17 protein-coding genes are annotated in these 17,716 nt (G+C 56.5%); 5 read left to right on the forward strand and 12 right to left on the reverse strand.

Translation table 11 applies throughout. The features are described 5' to 3' along the window. Nucleotides 1-46: 46 nt before the first annotated feature. Nucleotides 47-946: a LysR family transcriptional regulator gene (locus tag OVA10_RS21320; RefSeq protein WP_268196755.1), complete on the reverse strand. Its 900-nt coding sequence runs from the start codon at nucleotides 944-946 to the stop codon at nucleotides 47-49. 106 nt (nucleotides 947-1,052) lie between these two features. Between OVA10_RS21320 and OVA10_RS21325 the strand changes: the two genes are divergently transcribed. Further along, complete coding sequence (locus OVA10_RS21325) at nucleotides 1,053-2,054, forward strand: zinc-binding alcohol dehydrogenase family protein (RefSeq protein WP_100777724.1); 1,002 nt, start codon at nucleotides 1,053-1,055, stop codon at nucleotides 2,052-2,054. Between the two features lie 62 nt (nucleotides 2,055-2,116). On the opposite strand, the gene nadR is transcribed toward OVA10_RS21325, so the two are convergent. The 3 genes from nadR to serB form a co-directional block, all read right to left on the reverse strand. Continuing rightward, nucleotides 2,117-3,349 (reverse strand): multifunctional transcriptional regulator/nicotinamide-nucleotide adenylyltransferase/ribosylnicotinamide kinase NadR, encoded by a 1,233-nt coding sequence (gene nadR, locus OVA10_RS21330; protein WP_100777725.1) that lies wholly within the window; start codon nucleotides 3,347-3,349, stop codon nucleotides 2,117-2,119. A gap of 66 nt (nucleotides 3,350-3,415) precedes the next feature. Further along, nucleotides 3,416-4,798 carry a DNA repair protein RadA gene (gene radA / locus OVA10_RS21335; RefSeq protein ID WP_100777726.1) on the reverse strand — a complete coding sequence of 461 codons (1,383 nt, stop codon included), beginning with the start codon at nucleotides 4,796-4,798 and terminating at the stop codon, nucleotides 3,416-3,418. 11 nt (nucleotides 4,799-4,809) lie between these two features. Next, entirely contained in the window at nucleotides 4,810-5,778 is a 969-nt protein-coding gene (gene serB, locus OVA10_RS21340) for a phosphoserine phosphatase (RefSeq protein WP_100777727.1), read from the reverse strand. A 117-nt stretch (nucleotides 5,779-5,895) separates the two neighbouring features. Here serB and OVA10_RS21345 point away from each other — a divergent pair, with 117 nt between their 5' ends. Both OVA10_RS21345 and lplA read left to right on the forward strand, forming a co-directional pair. Continuing rightward, on the forward strand, nucleotides 5,896-6,540 hold the full coding sequence (locus tag OVA10_RS21345; RefSeq protein WP_100777728.1) for a YtjB family periplasmic protein: 645 nt from the start codon (nucleotides 5,896-5,898) through the stop codon (nucleotides 6,538-6,540). Between the two features lie 38 nt (nucleotides 6,541-6,578). Further along, nucleotides 6,579-7,595 carry a lipoate--protein ligase LplA gene (gene lplA, locus OVA10_RS21350; protein WP_248859627.1) on the forward strand — a complete coding sequence of 339 codons (1,017 nt, stop codon included), beginning with the start codon at nucleotides 6,579-6,581 and terminating at the stop codon, nucleotides 7,593-7,595. Between the two features lie 70 nt (nucleotides 7,596-7,665). Here lplA and deoD read toward each other — a convergent pair whose 3' ends face one another. The 4 genes from deoD to deoC form a co-directional block, all read right to left on the reverse strand. Continuing rightward, nucleotides 7,666-8,388: a purine-nucleoside phosphorylase gene (gene deoD, locus OVA10_RS21355; protein WP_100777730.1), complete on the reverse strand. Its 723-nt coding sequence runs from the start codon at nucleotides 8,386-8,388 to the stop codon at nucleotides 7,666-7,668. Between the two features lie 103 nt (nucleotides 8,389-8,491). Further along, nucleotides 8,492-9,715 carry a phosphopentomutase gene (gene deoB / locus OVA10_RS21360; RefSeq protein ID WP_100777731.1) on the reverse strand — a complete coding sequence of 408 codons (1,224 nt, stop codon included), beginning with the start codon at nucleotides 9,713-9,715 and terminating at the stop codon, nucleotides 8,492-8,494. A 60-nt stretch (nucleotides 9,716-9,775) separates the two neighbouring features. Then, complete coding sequence (gene deoA / locus OVA10_RS21365; protein ID WP_102104548.1) at nucleotides 9,776-11,098, reverse strand: thymidine phosphorylase; 1,323 nt, start codon at nucleotides 11,096-11,098, stop codon at nucleotides 9,776-9,778. 161 nt (nucleotides 11,099-11,259) lie between these two features. Further along, nucleotides 11,260-12,039: a deoxyribose-phosphate aldolase gene (gene deoC, locus OVA10_RS21370; RefSeq protein WP_103947176.1), complete on the reverse strand. Its 780-nt coding sequence runs from the start codon at nucleotides 12,037-12,039 to the stop codon at nucleotides 11,260-11,262. Between the two features lie 261 nt (nucleotides 12,040-12,300). Between deoC and OVA10_RS21375 the strand changes: the two genes are divergently transcribed. Both OVA10_RS21375 and OVA10_RS21380 read left to right on the forward strand, forming a co-directional pair. After that, nucleotides 12,301-13,848: a YjjI family glycine radical enzyme gene (locus OVA10_RS21375; RefSeq protein WP_268196756.1), complete on the forward strand. Its 1,548-nt coding sequence runs from the start codon at nucleotides 12,301-12,303 to the stop codon at nucleotides 13,846-13,848. Then, complete coding sequence (locus OVA10_RS21380; RefSeq protein ID WP_268196757.1) at nucleotides 13,823-14,683, forward strand: YjjW family glycine radical enzyme activase; 861 nt, start codon at nucleotides 13,823-13,825, stop codon at nucleotides 14,681-14,683. The genes OVA10_RS21375 and OVA10_RS21380 overlap by 26 nt, the downstream gene beginning before the upstream one ends. On the opposite strand, the gene OVA10_RS21385 is transcribed toward OVA10_RS21380, so the two are convergent. The 4 genes from OVA10_RS21385 to osmY form a co-directional block, all read right to left on the reverse strand. Further along, nucleotides 14,678-15,460: a TatD family hydrolase gene (locus tag OVA10_RS21385; protein ID WP_268196758.1), complete on the reverse strand. Its 783-nt coding sequence runs from the start codon at nucleotides 15,458-15,460 to the stop codon at nucleotides 14,678-14,680. The two genes, OVA10_RS21380 and OVA10_RS21385, sit on opposite strands and share 6 nt — an antisense overlap. Continuing rightward, entirely contained in the window at nucleotides 15,457-16,509 is a 1,053-nt protein-coding gene (locus OVA10_RS21390; RefSeq protein ID WP_268196759.1) for a patatin-like phospholipase family protein, read from the reverse strand. Before OVA10_RS21390 ends, OVA10_RS21385 begins: the two co-directional genes overlap by 4 nt. A 144-nt stretch (nucleotides 16,510-16,653) precedes the next feature. Next, nucleotides 16,654-16,815: a DUF1328 domain-containing protein gene (locus OVA10_RS21395; protein WP_002887716.1), complete on the reverse strand. Its 162-nt coding sequence runs from the start codon at nucleotides 16,813-16,815 to the stop codon at nucleotides 16,654-16,656. 83 nt (nucleotides 16,816-16,898) lie between these two features. Continuing rightward, nucleotides 16,899-17,516 carry a molecular chaperone OsmY gene (gene osmY, locus OVA10_RS21400; protein WP_268196760.1) on the reverse strand — a complete coding sequence of 206 codons (618 nt, stop codon included), beginning with the start codon at nucleotides 17,514-17,516 and terminating at the stop codon, nucleotides 16,899-16,901. Nucleotides 17,517-17,716 lie beyond the last annotated feature (200 nt).

Here is a 17,716-nt window from a genome sequence, read left to right on the forward strand (position 1 = left end):
AAACGAAAGAAAGCAAGCCGGGTAAGGCGTCACTGCCTCCCGGCATTCACACCCCAACGTAAAACCGCTTCACCTCATCAAACTGCATCGCAAACTGGATATAGCTCATCAACGCAGGCGAATTCAGCTTCCGGCTCGGGTAGACCAGCCATAGCTCATTCCCCTCCACGCGCCATTCTGGCAGCACGGGCACCAACGCCCCCTTCTCGATTTTATCTTCCAGCAAAAACGCGGGCAGCAGCGTGATTCCCGCCCCCGCAATGGCACTCTCCCTGGCGTAAACCAGGTTATCCGTGACATGGGCGTTGTCAGGCAGATGCCGATAATCCTCGTCGTTACGACGCAACAGCCACTCCGGCCAGGCTTTGTGAGTGATACAGCGGTGATCCACCAGCTGCCGTGGATGTTCCAGAGGAGCAAAGCGCGCCAGATAATCCGGCGAGGCCAGCATATAGCGCGGGCAGTTGCCAATCATACGGCCAATCAATGAAGAGTCCTGCGGCTTGCCGGTGCGCAGCGCGACGTCATAGCCAGACTCCACCAGATCCTGCACATCATCTGAAATACAGACATCGAGCGACACATCCGGATAACGGCGCTGAAACTCCGCATTCAGATGCGCCAGCAGCGTGGCACCGATCCCCGCCGGGCTTGTGATCCGCAGTCGACCGCCGGGATTATCGCGCAGACGCTGAATGGCGTATTCCGCGCGCTCGCTCGCCGCCAGCATCTCGCGGCAGTGCACCAGATAGTGCTCTCCGGCATAGGTTAAATTGAGTTTGCGGGTGGTGCGGTTCAGCAGGCGGATACCGACCTGCTGCTCAAGCTGGCTGATTCGCTGGCTGACGCTTGATTTCGGCAGACCCGCTTTTTGCGCCGCCGCGGTAAAACTCCCCATCTCGGCCACCAGCGCAAACAGGGCCATATCCTGTAGCTGTTTAAACATGATTGTTCATCTCAAGCGAACACTTTGTTATTGATTGTCCATCTTATCACGCAACTGGTGACTTAATAGACTAGCCTCAACAAACGCATTCCATAAGGAGTTCACCATGTCCGTTAAAGCCATTGCCGTTAATCCAGACCAGCCTTCTGCTTTTATTGAGATCACGCAGCCCATGCCGCAGCCCGGCGAGCATGATTTGCTGGTTGAGGTGAAAGCCGTTTCTGTAAACCCGGTCGATACTAAAGTTCATGCCAGCCTGAGCAAAAACGGTCTGCAAGCGCCGCGTATTCTGGGCTGGGACGCCAGCGGAATTGTGAAGGCGGTCGGTGCGGGCGTTACGCAATTCAAAGCCGGTGACGAAGTGTGGTACGCAGGGGACATCACCCGTCCGGGCAGCAATGCCACGCACCAGCTGATCGATGCGCGCATCGTCGGCCACAAACCGCAAAACCTCGACTGGGCTGCCGCAGCGGCGCTGCCGTTAACCGCCCTGACGGCGTGGGAAGGATTGTTTGAACGGCTGAATATCCAGGACGCCGGATCGGACAAAACACTGCTGATCATCGGGGGCGCGGGCGGCGTCGGATCGCTGGCGATCCCCTTTGCCAAACACAACAGCCAGATCAAGGTGATCGCCACGGCGTCCCGGGAAGATTCGGCCCAGTGGTGTCGGGATCGCGGTGCGGATCTGGTGGTGAATTATCGCGACCTGCAAGGTGAACTGGCGAAGCACGACATTACCTTTGTGGATTACATTTTCATTCTTAACGATACCGACGGGCACTGGGCGGCGGTCAGCGAGCTGATTGCTCCGCAGGGGCATATTTGCACCATCGTTGAGAACGACCATCCGCTGGATCAAAGCAAGCTGAAGTCTAAATCTGCCGCGCTGCACTGGGAGTTCATGTATACCCGAAGCATGTATCAGACCGCAGACATGGCGCGTCAGGGTGAGATTCTGAATGAGGTCGCGAAGCTGGTCGAAAACGGTGTGGTGGAGAGTTCGCTGAGTGAGACGCTGCAGGGATTAAGCGTGGAGAGCATTAGCGAAGCGCACCGCAAAGTGCTGGACGGGCATATGCGCGGGAAGGTGGTAGTGCAGTTCTGAGGTCATACCCCCTCTTTCTGCCCTCTCCCTGTTTGGGAGAGGGGATCATTCGGAGCAGCGCTTTACGCCTGCTCACCCATCAACGTCTTCACCAGCTCCACGCAGCGCAGGAAGCGGCCATCGTAGTCCGACTCCTCCACATGGACAAACTCCACGTTATTCTCACGCAGCATATCCACCAGCATGGTCTGGAACTCTTTGCGGTCGACGGAGCTGCCCAGGCTGCGCATCCCATCGGCGACCCACGGCGTATTGTTTTCCAGCAAAATCACCAGATCGAAGCGATATTCATCGATCAGCGCCTGAACAAACGGATGCTCACGGCCCTCGTACTTTTTACAGAACGCCTGAGTGGTCACGAAATCCGTATCCACAAACGCCACTTTGTTCGCGTATTTCACCGCGAAATCAATGTACTGCGCATGGCCCAGCGCGATTTTGTCGTAATCGGAATACTGGAGCGCCATCTCATCGCCGCCCAGGTGTGAGAAGACGTAATCGCGCCCATACTCCCAGGCACTGGTGGTGTTGAAGATATTCGCCAGCTTGTTGACCAGCGTAGATTTACCGCTCGATTCACCGCCCAGAATCGCCACCGTGCGCACAAAGAACGGCTTCACTTCCGTTGGGATGTAATCCCAGTAGCGGAAGGGGTTTTCGCGGATTTGCGCGCCGCTGATGTTCATGAAGGTGCGCTTAGGATCGATCAGCACCGTTTCCGTTCCGAGATGTTCGCGGAACTGCGGCGCATCGGACTCCTCAGACGTATAGATCCAGTTCGGGGCTATCCCCTTCTCTTCCATAAAGGCTTTGATGCCGTTACTCCACACATCCCAGCCGTGCGGATACGGCTCCATGCCCTCTTCGTTAAAGGCATGAATACGAATGTTTTTTTGGTATTTGAACGTCTGCAGCAGCCAGCGCAGACGATCTGAGACAGTCGGCTGCTGGGACATTGCGCTGTCTTCGAACAACGCGCGATCACGCGTGTCATCGTAACCCATGATGATATGCAGCTCATCCACCTGGCTACAGGCGCGCTGAATCAGATAGATATGGCCGGTATGCAGCGGATAAAACTTGCCAAATACCACGCCGATATTCTTTTGCATGCGCGGAAATTCGAGGCCCAGAAAGCGGTGCAGCGCCTCAAGTTTTTGCGCGCTCGGGCTTTTGATTTTGGCATTCAGAAGCTGGCTTAAATAGCCCTTGGTCATCCCGCTGGCTTCCGCCACCTGCTGCAACGTACAGCCTTTCTGGCGGATCGCGGTTTTAAGATAGTCAAATGTTGACACAAGAGCCTCCTGCTAAGTGAGGCGGGTCAGCAAAACGCTCCCGCCAAAAAGATACGCACGTTAATATTATAAGTCGTCAAAGACGCTTAACGCATCCGACAGTTTTTTCACCGGGAAAATTTTCATCCCTTCCGGCACTTTTTTCGGTACGTTGGCAGCAGGGACAATGGCACGACGGAAACCGTGTTTCGCCGCTTCGGAGATACGCTCCTGGCCGCTCGGGACCGGGCGAATTTCTCCGGCCAGCCCCACTTCGCCAAACACCACCAGATCCTGCGGGAGCGGTCGGTTGCGCAGGCTGGAGACCATCGCCAGCAGCAGGGCCAGATCGGCACTGGTTTCTGTCACTTTCACGCCGCCCACCACGTTAACGAACACATCCTGATCCGCCATTTGCAGGCCGCCGTGACGGTGCAGCACCGCCAGCAGAATCGCCAAACGGTTTTGCTCAAGCCCGACCGCCACGCGACGAGGGTTGCCCATCATGGATTGATCCACCAGCGCCTGTATCTCCACCAGTAGCGGCCGCGTCCCTTCCCAAAGCACCATCACCGAGCTGCCGGCAGTCTCTTCGTCGCCACGGCTCAGGAAGATGGCCGATGGGTTGCTCACTTCACGCAGCCCCTGTTCGGTCATGGCGAAAACGCCCAGCTCATTCACCGCACCAAAACGGTTTTTATGGCTGCGCAGGGTGCGGAAACGGGAATCCGCATCGCCGTCGAGCATCACGGAGCAGTCGATACAGTGCTCAAGCACTTTTGGACCGGCCAGGGAGCCGTCTTTGGTGACGTGGCCGACCATCACGATAGCCACGCCGCGCGTCTTAGCAAAGCGCGTCAGATAGGCGGCGGTTTCACGCACCTGCGCCACGCTGCCCGGCGAAGACTGAATATCCGCCATGTGCATGACCTGGATGGAGTCGATGACCATCAGCTTCGGCTGCTCTTCGTCAGCAATCATACAGATTTGCTCGATGCTGGTTTCCGACAGCATATTCAGATTGCCGGTCGGCAGACCGAGACGGTGCGCGCGCATCGCGACCTGCTGCAAAGACTCTTCACCGGTCACGTACAGGGTTTTCATCTGTTCGGCGAGTTTGCACAGCGTTTGCAGCAGCAGCGTCGATTTACCGGCGCCGGGGTTACCGCCGATCAGAATCGCGCTGCCCGGCACCACGCCGCCGCCCAGTACGCGGTCAAACTCTTTAAAACCGGTGGAAAAACGCGGCACTTCATCGAGGCTGATCTCGGAAAGTTTTTGTACCTTCGAGACGCCAGCGTTACCCGCATAGCCGCTCAGACGCTCGTTGCGGGCCACGGTTGGCGAAGCGGCCACACGCACTTCGGTGATGGTGTTCCAGGCATGGCAGGCGCTGCACTGCCCCTGCCAGCGCGGATAATCCGCACCACATTCATTACAGACAAATGCGCGTTTTGGAGCTTTCGCCACGGTTTACCTCTTTATTTCTGATTCACGCTACCGGAAAGGATGCAGAACACCCCCATCAGATCGGCGTGACGAATGGTGACTTCCGTCTTTTCGTTTACTTTTGGCTTGGCATGATAGGCAATGCCCAGCCCGGCCACTTTAATCATTGGCAGATCGTTCGCGCCATCACCGATGGCGACGGTCTGCGTGACCGGAATTTCATATTTTTCCGCCAGACGCGTCAGGGTGTTGGCTTTGTACTGGGCATCCACGATATCGCCGATCACTTCGCCGGTCAGTTTACCGTCGCGGATCTCCAGTTCGTTCGCCACAACAGTGGTCAGGCGCAGTTTGTCGCGCAGGTAGTCCGCGAAGAAGGTGAAGCCGCCGGAGGCAATCGCCACTTTCCAGCCGAGGGTTTCCAGCTTCAGTACCAGTTGGGTGAGGCCAGGCATCAACGGGAGTTCATCACGCACCTGACGCAGGATGTTGGCATCGGCCCCTTTTAACGTGGCGACGCGCTGCTTCAGGCTGGCGGCAAAATCGAGTTCGCCGCGCATGGCGCGTTCGGTCACTTCCGCCACCATCTCGCCGCTACCGGCCAGTTTCGCGAGTTCGTCGATGCACTCGATCTGAATGGCGGTCGAATCCATATCCATCACCAGCAGTCCTGGCGTTTTCAGATGCGGGATCTTCCCCAGTGGTGCCACGTCCAGCCCGGCTTCGTGGGCCAGGCGGGTCGCGCGTTGTGTCAGAGATCCGGCCAGACGCAGCACCTGATAATCTTCCACGCACCAGGCCGCCACAATCACCATCGCCGCGCCGAGCTTGGTTTGGTATTGCGTCAGGCGTTGCTTATCCAGGCCACGGCCATACAGCAGCCAGCCGCTACGCCCCGCATGGTAGTCCAGAGGCATGACCTCGTCGCCACTTAATGAGAGCGGCAATCCTGGCCATAAAGAGACGTCATCGGTCAGGTCGCACCAGGTAATGTTCGGCATTGAAGCTCCTGTAAATTGGTTCGCGCCGGAAGGTTCCAGGGGGAAAATAACGCATGAGGCTACCCTGTAACCATCACTTCTGGCAACATTAAGCCGTAAATTTTCAGCAGGTGGAATATGGCTCGCGCAAAACTGAAATTCCGGCTTCATCGTGCAGTGATTGTCCTGTCCTGCCTCGCGCTTCTGGTGGCGCTGATGCAAGGGGCATCCTGGTTTAGCCAGAATCATCAACGACAACGTAATCCGCAGTTCGAAGAGCTGGCGCGAACCCTGGCGCGTCAGGTTACCCTGAGCGTTGCACCCGCAATGCGCACCGAGACGCCGGACGATAAACGCATCGCCCAAATACTGCGTCAGATTACGGAAAACAGCCGTATTCTGGATGCGGGCGTCTACGACGAACAGGGCGATCTGATTGCCCGCGCCGGTGAGCACGTTGACGTGCGCGACCGTCTGGCGCTCGACGGCAAAAAGGCTGGCGGCTATTTCAATCAGCAAATTATCGAGCCGATTCAGGGCAAGAATGGCCCGCTGGGCTACCTGCGTCTGACCCTCGACACCCACACCCTGCCGACCGAAGCCAAGCAGGTGGATAACACCACCAATATTCTACGCCTGATGTTACTCCTTTCGCTGGCGATTGGCGTCGTGTTAACGCGCACGCTTTTGCAGGGCAAACGCACGCGCTGGCAGCAATCGCCTTTCCTGCTGACGGCCAGTAAATCGGTGCCGGAAGAGGAAGAGAGCGAGAAGAAGGATTAATGGTAAAGTGGGTGGACGATTCGGAAAGGAAATCTGCCATGACGACACTACGCCTGCTTATCTCTGACTCTTACGATCCCTGGTTCAACCTCGCGGTGGAAGAGTGCATCTTCCGCCAGATGCCTGCCACACAGCGCGTCCTGTTTCTCTGGCGCAACGCCGATACGGTGGTCATTGGCCGCGCGCAGAACCCGTGGAAAGAGTGCAACACCCGGCGCATGGAAGAGGATAACGTGCGTCTGGCCCGTCGCAGCAGCGGCGGCGGCGCGGTATTCCATGACCTCGGCAATACCTGCTTTACCTTTATGGCCGGTAAACCGGAGTACGATAAAACCATCTCCACCGCGATTGTGCTCAATGCCCTGAACGCCCTCGGCGTGACGGCAGAAGCCTCCGGGCGAAACGATCTGGTGGTCAAAACCCCAGAAGGCGACCGTAAAGTTTCCGGTTCAGCCTATCGCGAAACCAAAGATCGCGGTTTTCACCACGGCACTTTACTGCTTAACGCTGACTTGAGCCGTCTGGCGAACTATCTCAATCCCGACAAAAAAAAGCTGCAGGCCAAGGGGATTACCTCGGTGCGCGGTCGCGTGGCGAATCTGGTGGAGCTGCTGCCAGGCATCACCCATGAGCAGGTCTGCGAGGCAATTCGTGAGGCGTTTTTCGAACACTATGGCGAGCGCGTCGAGGCGGAAGTGATCTCCCCGGACAAAACGCCGGATTTGCCCAACTTCGCCGAAACCTTTGCCCGGCAAAGCAGCTGGGAGTGGAACTTCGGCCAGGCACCGGCGTTCTCGCATCTGCTGGATGAGCGTTTCACCTGGGGCGGCGTAGAGCTGCATTTCGACGTTGAACGGGGCATTATCACGCGCACGCAGGTGTTTACCGATAGCCTCAATCCGGCCCCGCTGGAAGCGCTGGCGGCCCGTTTGCAGGGATGTTTGTATCGCGCGGAGAGTCTGCAGCAAGCGTGTGACGCGCTGTTAGGCGAGTTCCCGGAGCAGGAAAAAGAGTTGCGGGAGTTGTCGGCGTGGATAGCGAAAGCGGTGCGGTGACAGAAAAGCCCGCAAGCGGGCTTTAACATTGCAGGCCGGGTAAGACGGAGAAGCCACCCGGCAAACAGACTTACTCTTTATCGCCCAGCAGAACGGATTCCAGCGCGATTTTGATCATGTCGTTGAAGGTGGTCTGACGCTCAGCGGCAGTGGTCTGCTCGTGAGTACGGATGTGGTCAGACACGGTGCAGATGGTCAGCGCTTTCGCACCAAACTCAGCCGCTACGCCGTAGATGCCCGCCGCTTCCATTTCCACGCCCAGGATGCCGTATTTTTCCATCACGTCGAACATTTCGCCGCCGTCCGGTGCATAGAACAGGTCAGCAGAGAAGATGTTACCAACGCGCGCATCAACGCCCAGCGCTTTCGCCGCGTCAACCGCGTTACGCACCATGCCGAAGTCAGCGATGGCTGCAAAGTCGTGGTCTTTGAAACGCATACGGTTGACTTTGGAATCGGTGCAAGCACCCATACCGATGACGACGTCACGCAGTTTCACGTCCATACGCACTGCACCGCAAGAGCCCACGCGGATGATTTTCTTCACGCCGAAATCGGTGATCAGCTCTTTGGTGTAGATGGAGCAGGACGGGATACCCATACCGTGACCCATCACAGAGATTTTGCGGCCTTTGTAAGTACCTGTGAAGCCCAGCATGCCGCGCACGTTGTTCACTTCACGTACGTCTTCGAGGAAGGTTTCCGCAATGTGCTTCGCGCGCAGCGGGTCACCCGGCATCAACACTACGTCCGCGAAATCGCCCATTTCTGCATTAATGTGTGGGGTAGCCATCTTCAGATCCTTTTAAAATTGTCGTTTTGTCGGGTGGCGGCGGCGCCTGACCCAACCTACTAAATCGTAGGCCCGGCGAGCGTAGCGCTGCCGGGCATGCGCATCACAGCATGTTTTTGCCGTAGTCCATTGGCGACGTACCGAAGTAGCTCGCAATGGTCTGGCCGATATCCGCGAAGGTTTCGCGGTGGCCCAGCGATCCTGGTTTCACTTTCGGTCCGTACACCAGCACAGGAATGTGCTCGCGGGTGTGGTCGGTACCGGTCCAGGTTGGGTCGCAGCCGTGGTCAGCGGTGAGGATGATGATGTCATCTTCCCCCACCAGCTCCAGCAGCTCTGGCAGACGGCGGTCGAACAGTTCCAGACCGGCAGCATAACCGGCGACGTCGCGACGGTGGCCCCAGGAGGAGTCGAAGTCTACGAAGTTGGTGAAGACGATAGTCTTGTCGCCCGCTTCTTTCATCTCTTTGATGGTGGCGTCGAACAGCGCGTCCAGACCGGTGGCTTTCACTTTTTTGGTGATGCCGCAGTTGGCGTAGATGTCTGCGATTTTACCGACAGAAACCACTTCGCCCGCTTTCTCATCAACCAGTTTCTGCAACACGGTCGGTGCTGGCGGTTCTACGGCCAGATCGTGACGGTTGCCGGTACGCTGGAAGTTGCCCGGTTTGTCGCCGATAAACGGACGAGCAATTACGCGGCCAATGTTGTAGCCGCCTTCGGTCAGCTCTTCACGCGCGATTTCGCACAGCTCGTACAGACGATCCAGGCCGAAGGTCTCTTCGTGGCAGGCAATCTGGAACACGGAGTCAGCGGAGGTGTAGAAAATCGGCTTGCCGGTTTTCATGTGCTCTTCGCCGAGCTGATCCAGAATCACCGTACCGGAGGAGTGGCAGTTACCGAGGTAACCCGGCAGATTGCCGCGCTCAACCAGCTTGTCCAGCAGCTTCTGCGGGAAGCTGTTTTCGTGATCGGAGAAGTAGCCCCAGTCGAACAGAACCGGTACACCGGCAATTTCCCAGTGACCAGACGGGGTGTCTTTACCCGAGGAAAGCTCGTGCGCCCAGGCGTATGCGCCGATCACTTCTGCGTTAGCGTCCATACCGGCTGCCACTTTACCAGTCGAACCTTCATGCGCTTTCACCAGACCCAGGCGGGTCAGGTTTGGCAGCGTCAGTGGGCCCTGACGGCCATTGTTCGCTTCGCCTTTCGCACACGCTTCTGCGATATGGCCCATGGTGTCGGAACCGACATCACCAAAGCGGTCTGCATCTTCTGTAGCGCCGATGCCGAATGAGTCCAGCACCATAATAAATGCACGTTTCATATGTTCTCCGTACTTATGTGCTTCAAAAATTCATAAAAAACCGATCAGATCAGTATACCGCTATTCGGTGATACGACGATAGACGGTTGGTGTGGTTTCGGGAGCCGTGTCGTCAAGTTTAATGGCCGCTTTCACCGCTTTCGCTGCTTCCTGCCAGCTGGCTTCGTCTTTGGCGTGGATGACCGCCAGCGGACGCTGCCCGTCAACGCTGTCACCCAGACGGGTCATATCGGTAAAGCCGACGCTGTAATCAATCGTGTCCGATGCCTGACGGCGTCCGCCGCCCATCGATACCACGGCCATGCCCAGCGCACGGGTGTCCATGGCGGAGACAAAACCTTCCGCGTCGGCGTAAACCGCCTTGCTGAGCGTCGCGGTCGGCAGGTATTTCGCGTAGTTTTCGACGAAATCGGTTGGGCCTTTTTGCGCAGCCACCATGCGACCGAAGATCTCTGCCGCTTTGCCGTTATCCAGCACTGCCTGCAGTTTCGCGCGCGCGTCGGCGTCGTCTTTGGCGAGCTTACCGGAGATCAGCATCTCAACGCACAGCGCCATCGTGACGTCGAACAGACGCGGATTGCGGTATTCGCCGGTCAGGAACTGCACGGCTTCGCGCACTTCGACGGCGTTACCCGCGCTGGAGGCCAGCACCTGATTCATGTCGGTGAGCAGCGCTGTCGTGCGCACGCCCGCACCGTTGGAGACGCCCACGATCGCTTCGGCCAGTGCCGCAGAGAGTTCATAGGTCGGCATAAACGCGCCGCTACCCACTTTCACATCCATCACCAGGGCATCAAGACCTTCCGCCAGCTTTTTGGCGAGGATCGAGGCGGTGATCAGCGGAATGGAATCCACTGTCGCGGTGATATCGCGGGTGGCGTAAAAACGTTTATCCGCCGGCGCGAGAGAGCTGGTCTGGCCGATAATCGCCACACCAACGTCTTTAATAATTTCGCGGAAGCGCTGGTCATCCGGGAAGATATCGAAGCCCGGAATGGCTTCCAGTTTGTCGAGCGTACCGCCCGTATGCCCCAGGCCGCGCCCGGAGATCATCGGGATATAACCCCCACATGCGGCGACCATTGGGCCGAGCATCAGGGAAGTGACATCGCCCACGCCGCCCGTGGAGTGTTTATCCACAATCGGGCCGTTGAGGTTAAGGCTTTTCCAGTCCAGAACGGTTCCTGAATCCCGCATCGCCATGGTCAGCGAGACACGTTCCGGCATCGCCATATCGTGGAAGAAAATGGTCATCGCCAGGGCGGCAATCTGCCCTTCAGAGATGGTGTTGTCACGAATACCGTTGATAAAGAAGCGGATCTCTTCGTCGCTTAATGCATGACCATCACGTTTTTTACGAATAATTTCTTGTGCGAGAAACACGGTAACCCCCGGGAATCAGGTTAAATGCGGCGGTAAACCCGCCGCGATAATAATATTACTCTACATAATTCGAGCTGCCGGAGGGCGGCAAGAAAGTGCCCCTCAGGCGCCTACACAAGTAAGAGACTGGGGTGAAAGTGCAGCCTGACTATGACGAGTAATTAGTAGCTGCTGGCGCTCTTACCGTCACCGTGACCCAGCGCTTTCAGCAGGCTTGCCAGCAGGCTGGATGCGCCGAAGCGGTAGTGACGGGAATCCGCCCAGTCGGCGCCAAACAGGTCGTCAGCGATAGCCAGGAACTGCTGCGCGTCCTCTGCAGTACGCACGCCGCCCGCTGGTTTGAAACCCACGGTTTTAGACACGCCCATGTCGCGAATCACTTCCATCATGATGCGAGCGCTTTCTGGCGTTGCGTTGACCGGCACTTTACCGGTAGAGGTTTTAATGAAATCCGCACCCGCTTTGATGGAGATTTCAGATGCTTTACGAATCAGCGCTTCTTCTTTCAGCTCGCCCGTTTCGATAATCACTTTCAGCAGCACGTTAGCCGCCGCACAAGCGTCTTTACAGGCTTTCACCAGGTCAAAACCGACCTGCTCGTTGCCGGCGATCAGCGCACGGTACGGGAACACCACGTCAACTTCATCAGCACCGTAGGCAATCGCCGCGCGGGTTTCAGCCAGCGCAATGTCGATGTCGTCATTGCCGTGCGGGAAGTTGGTGACGGTAGCAATACGCACGTCAGGCGTGCCCTGCGCGTTCAGCGTCTTACGTGCAATCGGGATAAAACGCGGATAGATGCAGATGGCAGCGGTATTGCCCACTGGCGTTTTCGCCTGATGGCACAATGCGATCACTTTTTCATTGGTGTCGTCATCGTTCAGGGTGGTCAGGTCCATCAGTTTCAACGCGCGCAGGCTGCTTGCGGTTAAATCGGTCATAACATTCTCCAACGGCTTCGCCGTATAAATTTTCACCGTGCGGGTCTGTGAGTATTCTAACATTCACCCGCATTCACACTTCGACATTCATCACAGTTAATGAAAACTGCGTACAAATTTGCATTACTGTAATGAGATCAACTTCAAACTTTAGTCCTCAGGCTGCTGGCTAAAACAGCAATCACCCGCGTCGGATCAAATGGCTTCGCATGATGAGTTCCTACAATCTGCCCATCAACCGCAGAATAAAAGGAAGCGAACATGTCCACCTCCGGTCTCGATGCTTTGCAACAACGTTGCCAGCAAATTGTGACAAGCCCGGTACTGACAGCCGAGCAAAAACGTCATTTCCTGGCGCTGGAAGCGGAAAACAATCTGCCCTACCCCGCGCTGTCACAGGCCGCGCGTGCGGCTCTGGACGAGGGTTTCATCTGCGATATGTTTGAAGGCCATGCGCCCTTCAAACCGCGCTACGTTCTGCCGGACTACGCTAAATTCCTGGCAAACGGCTCAGAGTGGTTAGAGCTGGAAGGGGCGAAAGATCTCGATGACGCCCTGTCGTTACTCACTATCCTCTACCACCATGTTCCATCCGTCACATCGATGCCGGTGTTTCTCGGCCATCTCGACGCGTTACTGCAACCCTATGTTAGAATTCTAACACAAGAAGAAATTGATAGCCGAATAAAACGTTTCTGGCGTTATCTCGACAGAACCCTGCCAGACGCGTTTATGCACGCCAACATCGGCCCTGCGGATACCCCAGTCACCCGCGCTATTTTACGCGCTGACGCAGAGCTGAAGCAGGTCGCACCGAATCTCACCTTTATTTACGACCCCGAAATCACCCCTGATGATTTGCTGCTGAGCGTGGCGAAAAATATTTGCGAATGCAGTAAACCGCATATTTCCAACGGTCCGGTGAATGATAAAATTTTCACAAAAGGCCGTTATGGCGTGGTGAGTTGTTACAACTCCCTGCCGCTGGCGGGCGGTGGCAGTACCTTGGTTCGCCTCAACCTCAAGGCTATCGCCGAGAGCAGTGAATCAATGGACGATTTCTTTACCCGCACGCTACCGCACTACTGCCAGCAGCAGATCGCGATTATCGATGCACGCTGTGATTTCCTGTATGAGCAATCCGGCTTCTTTGAGAATAGCTTCCTGGTAAAAGAGGGGCTGATTGATGCGGATCGTTTTGTGCCGATGTTTGGCATGTACGGTCTGGCCGAAGCGGTGAATACCCTGTGCGAGAAAGCCGGACTGAACGCGCGTTACGGCAAGGATGAGCAGGCCAATGCGCTGGGCTACCGCATGAGCGAACAGCTTGCGGAATTTGTCGAAAATACGCCGGTGAAACACGGCTGGAAGCAGCGCGCCATGCTGCATGCCCAGTCGGGAATCAGCTCTGACGCGGGTACTACGCCGGGTGCGCGTCTGCCGTATGGCGATGAGCCGGATCCGATTAGCCACCTGCTGGCCGTCGCGCCGCATCACAAACATTATCATTCGGGCATCAGTGATATTTTGACGCTGGACGAAACCATCAAGCGTAACCCGCAGGCCGTGGTTCAGCTGTGTCTTGGGGCGTTTAACGCCGGGATGCGCGAATTCACGGCCAACGTGGCCGGGAACGATCTGGTGCGTGTGACCGGGTATATGGTGCGCCTGTCGGATCTGGAGAAATACCGCGCGGAAGGCTCTCGTACCAACACCACCTGGCTTGGCGAAGAGGCCGCACGCAATACACGTATCCTTGAACGTCAGCCGCGCGTGATAAGCCATGAACAACAGATGCGCTTTAGTTAGTCAGGTTATCCCCTTCTCCTGCGTGGACGGGCCGGGCAGCCGCCTGGCACTCTTCCTGCAGGGGTGTAACCTGCGCTGCAAAACCTGCCACAACCCGTGGACCATTGGCCGCTGCAACGATTGTGGCGACTGCGTGCTTCACTGCCCGCACGATGCCCTGAACATTCAGGCCGGGCGCGTCTGGTGGCAGGAGAGTATCTGTCAAAAATGCGACACCTGTTTGCACGTCTGCCCGCAACAGGCCACCCCGATGGCGCAGCGTTTCAGCGTAGAGGAAATCCTCGGGCAGATTCGCACCGTCGCGCCCTTTATTGAAGGGATAACCGTCAGCGGCGGCGAAGCCACTACCCAGCTGCCGTTTGTGGTGGCGCTGTTTCGCGCCATCAAAGCGGACGCCTCCCTGAAGCATTTGACCTGTCTGGTAGACAGCAACGGGCTGCTGAGTGAAACCGGCTGGCAAAAGCTGCTGCCGTTTTTTGATGGTGCCATGCTGGATCTGAAAGCCTGGAACAACGAGCATCACCGTTTCCTGACCGGGCGCGAAAACCCGCAGATCAAACACAGCATTCGCTGGCTGGCGCACCATCAGCGTTTAACGGAACTGCGGCTGCTGGTGATCCCGGATCATTGTGATTATCTGAAACATCTGGAGTCGCTGATCGCCTTTATTCACGATCTCGGCGACGTGCCTGTCAGGATCAACGCTTTTCACGCCCACGGGGTGTACGGCGAGGCGGCCAGCTGGCGCAGCGCCACGGCGGAGGATGTAGAACCTCTGGCCCGCGCGCTGGAAAAACAAAGAATCGCGGTGATCCGCCCGGCGCTCTATTTATAGGGTGATGCCAAACAGATCTTCGGTGTTTTGCAGCAGCGCATCGGCGAGGGTTTCTGCCGGCTCAGCACGTAATTCACACAGCGTCGTAAAAACGCGCGCCGCCTGCTCCGGGCGATTCGGCTGGCCCTGAAAACCATTCAGCGGCATGTCCGGCGCGTCAGTTTCCAGCAGCAGGGATGACAGGGGCAACTGCGCCATCACGTCGCGGGTTTTACTGGCGCGCGGATAGGTGATCGTGCCGCCGACGCCAATTTTGTAGCCCAGCTCGATAAAACGTTGCGCCTGTTGCAGGCTTCCGGAAAAACCGTGCACCACGCCGGTTCGCGGCAGATCGGCGCGTTTGAGGTGCATCGCCAGTTTGTCGTGAGTGCGTCTTGAGTGGAGGATCACCGGCAGATCATGGCGTTTAGCCAGTTTTAGCTGCGCATCCAAAAGCGCCTGCTGGCGATCGAATTGCGGATCGTCACGATAGAGATCGAGACCGATCTCACCGATCGCCACCAGCTTGTTTCCGACGGTGAGAATACAGGCTTCCAGCTGGTCCAGATGCGCATCCTGATGCGTTTCCACCACAATGGGATGCAGGCCCAGCGCGGCGTAGAGTGCCGTGTGGCTGCGGGCCAAATCGAGCACCCGTTCAAAATTTGCCGCTTCAATGGCAGGGACGATAATCGCCTGCACACCCGCCTTCGCAGCCTGCGCGATACTTTGCGCTTCATTGCCGGTAAACGGCGGAAAATCAAAGTGGCAATGGGTGTCGACAAAGCGAAAAGTCACGCCAGATCCTCGTTATCAAAGGTCGTATCGTTCGCCTGCGGGGCATCCACCAGCGGCATCGTCAGGGCGTCGTTGGCCACAATCGCCGGTGGCGTGATGATGCGCTTATGTCGATAAATAGGCGGGCTTTCGGCCAGCAGTTTCCCCACCGTTGCCAGGAAATAGCGAGCGCACAAACGCCCGGTTTTGTAGTCATCGCGCAGCGCAGGTATGCGGCTGCCCAGCGCCATGCTGTTAAGGGGCTTCGGCGGATAGATCTCAAAGATTTTCAGCTTGCCCGGCGGTTTTTCGATAAACCGCTGCATTGCGCTGTAGCTGGCTTCATGCTGATGAGCGATGTTCACCAGCGGCTGCAGGCTACTGTCCCCCAGCCATTTTTCCATGCGCTTAAACCACTGCGGGGTGTAGTACATCTGCGACGGCACGGTGCGGATCACCACGATAGTTTGCGCGCCACGGCGGGCGGCTTCCTGGACGGGCACGGCGTCGCTGATCCCACCGTCCAGATAGTTGATGCCGTCGAGGGCCGCTGCGGTCCGGTAGAAGCCAGGAATCGCGCTGGATGCACGCAGAATATCCAGCCAGTTCTCTTTTTGCGGTGAGAAGTAGCCCGGCGTGTAGTCATCGCCCCGGCTGGCGCACATCCAGAACTCTTTTCCCGTATCAAAAAGGCGAGAAGCGGTGTCCATTGCCAGCGGCATTTGGCTGGAAGTGGAGTCTAAGAGCCAGTCCAGATCGATGAGATTTCCGCCGCGTACAAAACGCAGCGGATTGAAGAAATCGCGTGAAGTGGTGTAGCGCATGATCACTTTGCGGGCGTAACCGGGCTGGTTACAGACGTAGGCAGAGAGGTTTTGCGCCCCGGCGGACGTGCCAAAGAAGAGATCGAAGGGGTTAAATTGCGCGCGCATGAATTCATCCAGCACCCCGGCCGTGAAGATGCCTCGCTGCCCACCGCCTTCGCATACCAGCGCCAGCCGGCCGACGCGAAAGGGTTTTAACGCCAACGGCGCGATATTGCCGAGCGTAACCGAAATTCTCTGCCCCACTGCTACACCTGTTTTTTTATTCTTCTGTTATTACACAGTAGCGCAAACTGCCCCTATGACTCAAACCAGAAAAAGCCAGTCGCAAGGACTGGCTTTTAGTGTGGTGTTGTCGGCTGTGTTTTCCGACGGGCTGATTACGCTTATCTAGGGACGACGGCGTCCGGTAAACAGGCTGACCAGGAACAGGATAATACCGACAACGAAAACAATTTTCGCCGCGCCGGCCGCTGTACCCGCCAGACCACCAAAGCCCAGAGCGGCGGCAATTAACGCGATAACCAGAAATATAATGCCCCAACGAAACATAAAACTCTCCTTTACCATAGTTAATATCAGCCGCTATATGTGAGCGCTCAGGTGCTCACAAGCGTTGTGTCCAAAAGTCGTTCTTATTTCGCTTTCAGATCGTTTTTGACGCTTTTAACGCCATCGACGGCTTTAGCGATAGTTTCGGCGCGTTCCACCTGCGCCTGGGAATCAACCGTACCGGAGAGCTGGACCACACCGTCGGTGGTTTCAACTTTCACTTTACGAGACGGTACGATGTCATCTGCTAATAGTTTAGCTTTGATTTCGCTGGTGGTTGCGGTGTCGCCTGCATAGCCTTTCACAGACGCGTCTTTAGCATCACGCACGTGCAGTTTGTCGCTGACTGTGGTGACGCCTTCAACGCCTTTCGCCACGGTGACGGCTTGTTCAGCCTGCGCCTGGCTTTCCACGAAGCCACTCAGGGTGACCACTTTTTTGTCAGTTTTTACGGAAATGTCGGTGCTCTTGATGTTTTCATCATCCACCAGAGCCGCTTTCACTTTTGCTGTGATAGAGCTGTCATCCATGAAATTACCGACTTTATTCATAGAGCTATCGATTTTTTGCCCTGCGCTGTCCGCGGTGGATTGTGCCTTATCCGTAGTAGTGCTTTCTGCCAGGGCAGAACCACTTACCAGGAGGCCACCCAGAGTGACTGCCAGCAGAGTTTTAGAAATCTTAAGTCTTGTCATATTCATCGATGTATTCCTGTAGTTTGCTCGGAAGTTGAGCGTCAAAACATCCCTTCATACTAGTTTTTAATCTTGCGAATAAACACACGGCCGGGATGAGAGACTCATGAACACGCATTGAACAGGACTATCATCCGCGCCCGGTGTTAAACACTGAGTTAAATATAGATCACATTGACAAAGCCGCTTTCAGAATCGGGCAAAAA

The sequence above is a fragment of the Lelliottia sp. SL45 genome (assembly GCF_026672535.1).
Classification (GTDB): domain Bacteria; phylum Pseudomonadota; class Gammaproteobacteria; order Enterobacterales; family Enterobacteriaceae; genus Enterobacter; species Enterobacter nimipressuralis.